Source organism: Mesorhizobium sp. M0037, from assembly GCF_040323635.1.
In the GTDB taxonomy this organism is placed as follows: Bacteria; Pseudomonadota; Alphaproteobacteria; order Rhizobiales; family Rhizobiaceae; genus Mesorhizobium.
This window is the reverse complement of the sequence record NZ_JAMYVB010000026.1, coordinates 58881-67185: the sequence shown is the minus strand read 5'-3', so window position 1 is coordinate 67185 and position 8305 is coordinate 58881. Positions and strand designations below refer to the sequence as shown.

At 62.4% G+C, this 8305-nt stretch carries 6 protein-coding genes; 4 read left to right on the top strand and 2 right to left on the bottom strand.

The features are described from left to right. Positions 1 to 175 precede the first annotated feature (175 nt). The 4 genes from NKJ78_RS28340 to NKJ78_RS28325 all read left to right on the top strand — a co-directional run bounded on the left by NKJ78_RS28340 (position 176) and on the right by NKJ78_RS28325 (position 6205). Positions 176 to 640, top strand: coding sequence for an endonuclease domain-containing protein (locus NKJ78_RS28340; RefSeq protein WP_352562755.1), 465 nt, complete (start codon positions 176 to 178; stop codon positions 638 to 640). A gap of 18 nt (positions 641 to 658) precedes the next feature. Continuing rightward, positions 659 to 3229: a GcvT family protein gene (locus tag NKJ78_RS28335; RefSeq protein WP_023739084.1), complete on the top strand. Its 2571-nt coding sequence runs from the start codon at positions 659 to 661 to the stop codon at positions 3227 to 3229. Between the two features lie 84 nt (positions 3230 to 3313). Next, positions 3314 to 4843, top strand: a complete 1530-nt coding sequence (locus NKJ78_RS28330; RefSeq protein ID WP_352460709.1) for an ArnT family glycosyltransferase — start codon at positions 3314 to 3316, stop codon at positions 4841 to 4843. 54 nt (positions 4844 to 4897) lie between these two features. Continuing rightward, entirely contained in the window at positions 4898 to 6205 is a 1308-nt protein-coding gene (locus NKJ78_RS28325; protein WP_352460734.1) for a M24 family metallopeptidase, read from the top strand. Here NKJ78_RS28325 and NKJ78_RS28320 read toward each other — a convergent pair. Together NKJ78_RS28320 and NKJ78_RS28315 are read right to left on the bottom strand one after the other, a co-directional pair. Then, positions 6170 to 6997: a phosphate/phosphite/phosphonate ABC transporter substrate-binding protein gene (locus tag NKJ78_RS28320; RefSeq protein WP_352460710.1), complete on the bottom strand. Its 828-nt coding sequence runs from the start codon at positions 6995 to 6997 to the stop codon at positions 6170 to 6172. The genes NKJ78_RS28325 and NKJ78_RS28320 overlap by 36 nt on opposite strands. Positions 6998 to 7082: 85 nt before the next feature. Then, positions 7083 to 8093, bottom strand: a complete 1011-nt coding sequence (locus tag NKJ78_RS28315) for a fatty acid desaturase (RefSeq protein WP_352460711.1) — start codon at positions 8091 to 8093, stop codon at positions 7083 to 7085. Between the last annotated feature and the right edge of the window lie 212 nt (positions 8094 to 8305).

Genomic DNA, 8305 nt, shown 5'->3' with positions numbered 1-8305 from the left:
CCACCTTTTTTTGATAAATAATTTTGATTAAGTTATTTTTCGTATGGATCTGATGAACCGTCGCCCCCCACTCCGTCGAGCTGCGCGCGACACCTCTCCCCCGATCGACGGGGGAGAGGAAAGGCGCGAAGTTATGCGGGCTGGCTCCCTTCCTCTCCCTCCGGAGGGGGGAGAGGTGGCGCCGGGAAGCGGCGACGGAGTGGGGGAAGGCGCTGGTCAAACCCGCAGTCGCCGCAACAATGGCACTACCCTGCGAGCCAGAAAACTTAGACAAGGTGACAATCAGGCCGAAGCTCTGCTTTGGCTTGAGTTGAAAGCCCGCAAACTTGGCGGCTACAAATTCACGCGACAGTTCTCTATCCGACCATACTTTGCAGACTTCGCCTGCCGCGAAAAATGGCTTGTCGTGGAAATCGACGGCCATCAACACGCCGGCAGCTCCTATGACTGTCGCCGTGACGATTTCATGCGCGCGCAAGGCTATTCGATCCTGCGTGTTTGGAACCATGACGTCCTGAACCATCGCGCTTCCGTCTGCGAAACCATCCTTGCCGCGCTTGATGGCAGGTTGGCCGAGAACGTCGCTGCGGCCGATCTCCGCTTTGTTTTCACGCCCCGCCCATTCGATTCAATCTCTTAAAAAACGGACCTATCTCTCATGAAATCTCATGTAAAAGCGGTTGTCATTGGCGGCGGCGTCGTTGGCTGCTCGGTGCTCTATCACCTGGCCAAGGCCGGCTGGACCGACATCATGCTGATCGAGCGGTCCGAGCTCACCTCCGGCTCGTCCTGGCACGCAGCCGGCGGCTTCCACACGCTGAACGGCGATCCCAACGTCGCCAAGCTGCAGGCCTATACGGTGCAGCTCTACAAGGAGATCGAGGAAATCTCCGGCCAGTCCTGCTCGCTGCATCTGACCGGCGGCGTGATGATGGCCGATACGCCCGAGCGCATGGATTTTCTGCGCCTGGCCCACGCCAAGGGCCGCTATCTCGGCATGGACACCGAACTGATCACGCCCTCCGAAGCCAAGGCGATGTTCCCGCTGATGGACGAGACCAATTTCGTCGGCGCCATGTGGGATCCGGTCGAAGGCCATCTCGATCCCTCCGGCACGACGATCGCCTACTCCAAAGCGGCCAAGAAGCTGGGCGCCGAGATCGTGCTGCGCAACCGCGTCGTCGAACTGACGCAGGAAGTTGACGGCACCTGGAACGTCGTCACCGAACAGGGCACCGTCCACGCCGAGCATGTCGTCAACTGCGGCGGCCTGTGGGCGCGCGAGATCGGCCGCATGGTCGGCGTCGAACTGCCGGTGCTGGCCATGGAGCACATGTACCTGCTCACCGAGCCGATGCCCGAGGTCGAAGAGTTCAACAAATCGACCGGCCGCGAGATGATCGGCGTGCTTGACTTCAAGGGCGAGATCTACACCCGACAAGAGCGCAACGGCATCCTGCTCGGCACCTATGAAAAGGCCTGCAAGCCATGGTCGCCGGTCAACACGCCGTGGGATTTCGGCCATGAACTGCTGCCGCCCGACCTCGACCGCATCGCGCCGTCGCTGGAGATCGGCTTCAAGCATTTCCCCGGCATCGAGAAAGCCGGCATCAAGCAGATCATCAACGGCCCCTTCACCTTCGCGCTCGACGGAAATCCGCTGGTCGGGCCGGTGCAGGGCCTGACCAATTTCTGGTGCGCCTGCGCCGTCATGGCCGGCTTCAGCCAGGGCGGCGGCGTCGGCCTCGCGCTGTCCAACTGGATGGTGCATGGCGATCCCGGCTTCGACGTCTGGGGCATGGATGTCGCCCGCTTCGGCGAGTGGGCCGGCCTGCGCTACACCAACGCAAAGGTGCGCGAAAACTATTCGCGCCGCTTCTCCATCCGCTTCCCCAATGAAGAGCTGCCGGCTGCGCGCCCTGCACAAACCACCCCGCTCTATGACACGATGCTCGCCAACAACGCCGTCATGGGCGATAGCTGGGGCCTGGAGACCCCGCTGTGGTTCGCGCCGAAGGGCAAGGAGCCGAAGGACGTCGTCTCCTTCCACCGCTCAAACGATTTCGGTCCTATCGGCGAGGAAGTGCGCGCCACGCGCGAACGCGTCGGCGTCACCGAAATCGCCAACTTCGCCAAATACGAAGTGTCGGGACCTGCGGCTGAGGATTTCCTCAACCGGCTGATGACCAACCGCATGCCGAAGATCGGCCGCATCGTGCTGACGCCGATGATCAACGAATTCGGCAAGCTGATCGGCGACTTCACCATCGCCAAGGCAGGCGAAGACAGATTTATGATCTGGGGTTCGTCCGCCGCGCAGAAGTACCACATGCGCTGGTTCGAGAAGCATCTGCCGAAGGATGGTTCGGTGCGCATCCACCGCTTCGATCAGACGCTCGTCGGCCTGTCGATCGCCGGTCCGAAATCGCGCGACCTCTTGCAGAAGCTGGTCGATGTCGACATCTCGACCAAGGCGTTTCGCTTCATGGATTTCCGCGAAATGGCGGTCGGCGGCGCGCCCTGCATGGTCAACCGCATCACCTATACCGGCGATCTCGGCTATGAAATCTGGATGGCGCCGGCCTATGAGCGTCTGGTCTACAAGGCGATCAAGGACGCCGGCGAGGAGTTCGGCCTCGTCGATTTCGGCATGCGCGCTTTGCTCTCCATGCGCCTGGAGAAGAACTTCCCGACCTGGTACCGCGAGTTGCGCCCGATCTACGGCCCGTTCGAAGGCGCGATGGACCGTTTCATCAAGCTGGAGAAGAACGACTTCATCGGCCGCGAAGCCGCCGCCAAGGAACAGGCGGAAGGGCCGAAACTGCGCCGTGTCTCCTTCATCGTCGATGCGGCCGACGCCGATGTCATGGGCGACGAGCCGATCTGGGCCAAGGTCGGCAAGGACTATGGCACGGTGGAAAAGCCGCATGGCTATGGCGCGCCACGCTTCGATACGGCAGGCAAGGACGTGCGTGGCTCAAAGGCTGCCGAAGGAGCTTCCGCCGTGCGCGGCATCGTCGACCGCGACTGGCGCGTGGTCGGCTGGGTCACCTCGGGCGGTTATGCGCACTATGTGCAGAAGTCGATGGCGCAGGGCTATGTGCCGGCGGCACTCGCCGAGGACGAAAGTGCCGGACTGTTCGAGATCGAGATCCTCGGCCACCGGCGTCCGGCGCGCATCAATGTCGAGGCGCCCTTCGACCCCAGCGGCGAGAAGATGCGGACCTGAAAAGGCGACAGGGAGCGTGAGATCGTGTAAGGGGCCTTCGGCAGTTGGCCGCAGGCATTTTCCCTCAATGAGAAGACGATCCCCTTGCAGTATCTAGAGAAATGGACGGACTGGCTCTGCGAAGGCAAGGTCGGTCCCTTCAACGCCGCACTGGTCTGCGTCGCGGTCTATTGCGTCGTCCAGATCGTGGTGATGGCGCTGCTGTCCCATGTCGTGGGAACCGGTGTCGGCGTCGACGATTCCGAACAGCTGATGTACATGCACTACCTCTGGGCTGGCTATGGCGGCTCGCAGCCGCCGCTCTACACCTGGCTTGCCCGCCTCGTCGCCGCCGTGGTCGGAACGAACATCCTCGCGCTCAAGATCGTGAAGTACCTGCTGATCGGAGCGGCGCTGGCGTCGGTTTTCATCGCTGTCCGCCGCCTGGGCTATTCCAGCCGCGCTGGCGCCGCCGCATTGTTCGGCCTGCTGTTGTTTCCGCAGATGGTGTGGGAGATGCAGCACGCCCTCACTCACTCGATCGCCGCTTTCTGTTTTTCAGCGGTGCTGTTTCTTGCGCTCGTCGAACTGGTGCAGCGGCGTTCGCTGGCCACCTATGTGCTGTTTGGCGTGGCGATGGCCGCCGCCATCCTGTCGAAATACAACAACGCGATCTTTCTCGGCGCGCTGATGCTGTCCACCCTGTCGCTGCGCGAAACGCGCGGCGTCATCCTCAACCGCCGGTTTTCGATCAGCCTTGTCGTGGCGGTGCTGCTTTGCCTGCCGACGCTCTACTGGAACCTGACCTACACCGACCAGTTGCTGTCGCACAGCGGCGGCTTCGGCATGGGCAGAGGAGAAAGCGCCATACAAACCGCATTCTACGGAATGCGCGGACTGGGCAAGGCTATCCTGTATTTCGCCGTGTTGCCGGCCGGCATATTCGTCGCGGCTTTGCTCATCGCATGGAAAAAGCCAGCGCCCGCGCTGCAACCGGCGCCATGGACCGAGAAACTGGTGTGGCGCACCATCGCTTTTGCCCTGGCGATGACCATCGTGCTCGTCCTGGCGAGCGGGACGACGCAATTTCGCGATCGCTGGATGCTTCCCATCCTTGTGTTGCTGCCGGTCGCGCTGGCCTTGCGGATGGATGCCAGAGGCGACAAGGGAAGGAAGGTGCAGGACGTCGTCGTCTTTGTAGGCGCAACGCTTGCCATCCTCGTGCTGCCGGTGACCTGGTACACGCACCTCAATGGCGGCGACAGCCGCGGCAGCATCGTGCGTGTCGACTACCAGTCGCTCTATGGCCAGCTGACGGCAAACGGTCCGGTTCGCACGGCGATATCAAGCTGGCACTGGGTGGGAAATCTGCGTCTTGTCGATCCCGATCTGGTCGTGCTCGACGACGAGATGCCGGACTTCGGCCATTTGCTGATCGAGCCGGCGGTGCTCGTGACGGCCAATGACAAGGAACCTCCCGAGGGCATCCTGCGGGCCTTGAGCGAGGCCGGCTATGTCGCTGACGGCTCGCCGCAGCAGTTGGTCGTTCCGATGCTGTTCGACAGCGAGCCGCCCACCCGCACGCTGACGGTCACGCGGCTGAAGAAAGCGGCCGCGGGCGCAGCGCCACAGTAAGTCGGCAGGAGGCGTCGGGTGGAGAAACAAGGGTTCGGTCGTCATCGCAAGATCATGCCGTTCGAGCCCGGCTCCGTCGAAGCCTTGCGCGAAACATCGCGCCAGAAGGCGGCGTCGCTGAACCAGCATCTGCTGGGCTATGGCGCGCTGGCTGAAGCCGAATGGCAAACGGCAGGCATCGCCGCGCCCGATCTTGCCGCGATGCGCAAATACCGGCTCGAGCGCCTCCGCGCCGAACTGAGGCGCCGAAACTACGCCGGCGCGCTGCTCTACGACCCGATCAACATCCGCTACGCCACCGATTCGACCAACATGCAGCTGTGGGTCGCGCACAATCCGACCCGCCACTGCTTCGTCGCCACTGAGGGACCCGTGGTGCTGTTCGACTATTTCTCCTGCGAGCATCTGTCCGATCATTCCGGCGTCGTCGACGAGGTGCGGCCGGCAGTGTCGTGGATGTACCTCTATGGCGGTGAGCTGACCGAGCACAAAGTCCGCCGCTGGGCGGCCGGCATCGCCGATCTGGTCAAGGAGCATGGCGGCGGCAACAGCCGCATTGCGGTCGACCACATCAACCCGGAAGGCGTCGAGGAACTCGCCCGGCTCGGCATTTCGATCGGCAATGGCGAAGCGGTGATGGAAAATGCGCGGCTGATCAAATCGCCGGACGAGATCCTCGCCATGCGCCGCGCAATCGTCGCTTGCGAAGCGGCGATGGGTGAAATGGAGAAGGCGCTGACGCCGGGCATTTCCGAAAACGAATTGTGGGCCGAACTCCACCGCGGCAACATTGCGCGCGGCGGCGAATGGATCGAGACGCGGCTGCTTGCCTCAGGGCCGCGCACCAATCCGTGGTTCCAGGAATGCTCATCGCGCGTGATCGAAGCAGGCGACCTCGTCGCCTTCGACACCGACCTGATCGGTCCCTACGGCTTCTGCGCCGATCTCTCGCGCACCTGGCTGTGCGGTGACGCCAAGCCGTCGAACGAGCAGCGCGATCTGTTCCGCATGGCCGCCGACCAGATCGCCCACAACACGCAACTAATGCAGCCCGGCATTTCCTTCCGCGACCTGGTCGAACGGTCCGTGGTGCCGCCGGGAGATTGCTTCCCGGCGCGCTACGGCGTGCTCTATCATGGCGTCGGGTTGGCCGACGAGTATCCAACCCTGCCACATGCCAGCGACTGGACGCCGGACACGCCCGATGGCGTGCTGGAGCCGGGAATGGTGCTGTGCGTGGAAAGCTATATCGGCCGTCTCGGCGGCCATGAGGGCGTCAAGATCGAGGAACAGATCCTGATCACCGAGACCGGTAACGAGCAGCTTTCAACCTACCCGTTGGATGCGAGGCTGCTCGGCTGATCCGGCAAGCGCCTCGCGCAGAGCCTTGAGCGTCTTTTCCGGCGTCGTCCTGGCGGTGATGTAGGGCAGGCCTTTGCGCCTTGCCGTCCAGCCGACGACCTTCACGGCGTTTGCCGCAGGCTCGAAACGCTGCGCCAGCGCCCAGCTCTCACAGTCGATGGCAGCTATATCCGCCTTGCCCCCGGCGACCGCGATGATCGAGCGGCGATGGCCACCGCTTTCGCTGCGCGAGGAAAAGATATCCAGGCTTTCGCCGGCGGCCTGCAGGTCGCGCGTCAGCGCGATGATGCCCGACATCGAATCGAGGCTGTTGTAGGTAAAACGCTTGCCACGCATCAGATCGAGCGGCAGCAAGGCTTTGCCATCCGCGGGCGAGCGAACTTCCGATCCCTCGGCCGTGCGCATCACCAGCGCGCTGGAATAGAGTTCGCCCTGGCCGCCTTCGTAAGCGTCGTAGCTCGGCTGGCCGACCACCTGCACATGCTTGTTCAGGCCAAGTTCCATCGGCCCCCAGCAGGTCTGCGCGAACAGCAGCGCCGGATGGAGCCAAAGCTGGTGATGGTCGAGTTCGTTCGGCGGCAGTGTCGCCGGATCGGGCGCGATCAGTCTGCCCTGGGCGTCGTGGATGCCGTCCGGCACCGGCGGCAGGTCGCCATTGCGGCGCACGATTGTCTGCGGCGCATCGACGCCCTTGTGCCGAAAAGCCTCGCGCAACGCTGCCCATTGCGCGTCGACCTCGCCGCGCACTTCGGGCCAGTCATACATCGGCAATGCCGCAATCAATTCACTCATGCCGACACTCAATCATCATGGCTCGGGAAAGGATCGCAAAAACGCGGCGTCCAATCAGAATTGGCCGACACCGGGATGTCCGGGATTATTCCTTCGGCGGCTCGGCCGGAACCGGCGCGCTGCCAAGCCCGCTGATGCTGCGCGCCCTGATGCGCGGCTTGAACGCCCTGCCCGGCTCGGGCTGGCGGCGCAGCACCGGGTGCACGATCGGCTCCTTGGCCTTGAATGCGTAGGCTTTGATCAGTGCGAAATAGTTCGGATAGGCGTAGCCATTGTTCATCCGCAGCCACTCGTCGCGGCGGTCGGCAAACAGTTTTGGCAGCCTGTACCAGGCAACGGTCGGGGTCTTGTGGTGAACGAAGTGCAGATTGTTGTTGAGGAACAGGAACGACAGCGGCGAGCGCTCGATGATCACCGTGCGTCCTTCAGGGTGCTCGGACCACTGATGTTCGGCGAAAGTCCGGACCGCGATCAGCGACTGGCCGAGCCAGACCGGCACCAGAATGTAGAGCCATACGGGAATGCCGAAGCCGAACTGCACGATCGGCACTACGATGGCGAGGCCGATCGCATGCAGCAGCCATGCCTTGCCGATCACCTTGTCGCCGGCAATCACATGCTTGGCATCGTCGACGAAGAAACCGATGCAGGACAGCCAGGGGCCGAGGAAGAAACGGCCGGCCATGGTGTTGTTGATCTTGAGCAGGAATTTCATCGTCGGCGGCAGATCGTCATGCATCCACAACGCCTGGTAATAGCTCTCGGGATCGTCGAGGGGATCGGTCAGGCGCTCGTCGGCGTGGTGGCGCAAATGAAGCGTCTTGAAGCGACGGAACGGCCAGACCAGGCCGATCGGCAGGAAGACGAAGGCTTCGTTGATGAGCGCGCTGCGCGTCGGATGGCCATGCAGCACTTCGTGCATGATCGACGACTGCAAGGCCAGGATGAAGCCGAGGAGAAGAAGTGCCGGGATCGGATAAGAGGGCCAGAGCAGGAGCCCGGCAGCGAGCCACATTCCGTAACAGAAGAAAGCGAGGAGCACGGTCGGCCACTCGATGGCCGCTGCGTCGCGTCGCTTGATGCGCTTGCCTGTCATGCTATCGACCACTGTCCCTCAGTCGACGGAATTGGTTCCTGACAGCATAGTGTCAGGAGAAGCAATTCCGCTCAACGAGACAAAGTGTACAAAATGTTGCGATTGCGCGATTTCGACCGCAGATGTTATACATTGTAAACAACCCTACGGATTCATTTACGCTGGAAGTGCTGATCCGACGGATCGGGCGCAAATTTTTCCTAAGAGAGCGC

Coding starts and splice junctions, on each gene's coding strand:
- NKJ78_RS28320 (WP_352460710.1), bottom strand. CDS start 6,997: ATGAGTGAATTGATTGCGGCATTGCCGATGTATGACTGGCCCGAAGTG.
- NKJ78_RS28325 (WP_352460734.1), top strand. CDS start 4,898: ATGCCGTTCGAGCCCGGCTCCGTCGAAGCCTTGCGCGAAACATCGCGC.
- NKJ78_RS28315 (WP_352460711.1), bottom strand. CDS start 8,093: ATGACAGGCAAGCGCATCAAGCGACGCGACGCAGCGGCCATCGAGTGG.
- NKJ78_RS28335 (WP_023739084.1), top strand. CDS start 659: ATGAAATCTCATGTAAAAGCGGTTGTCATTGGCGGCGGCGTCGTTGGC.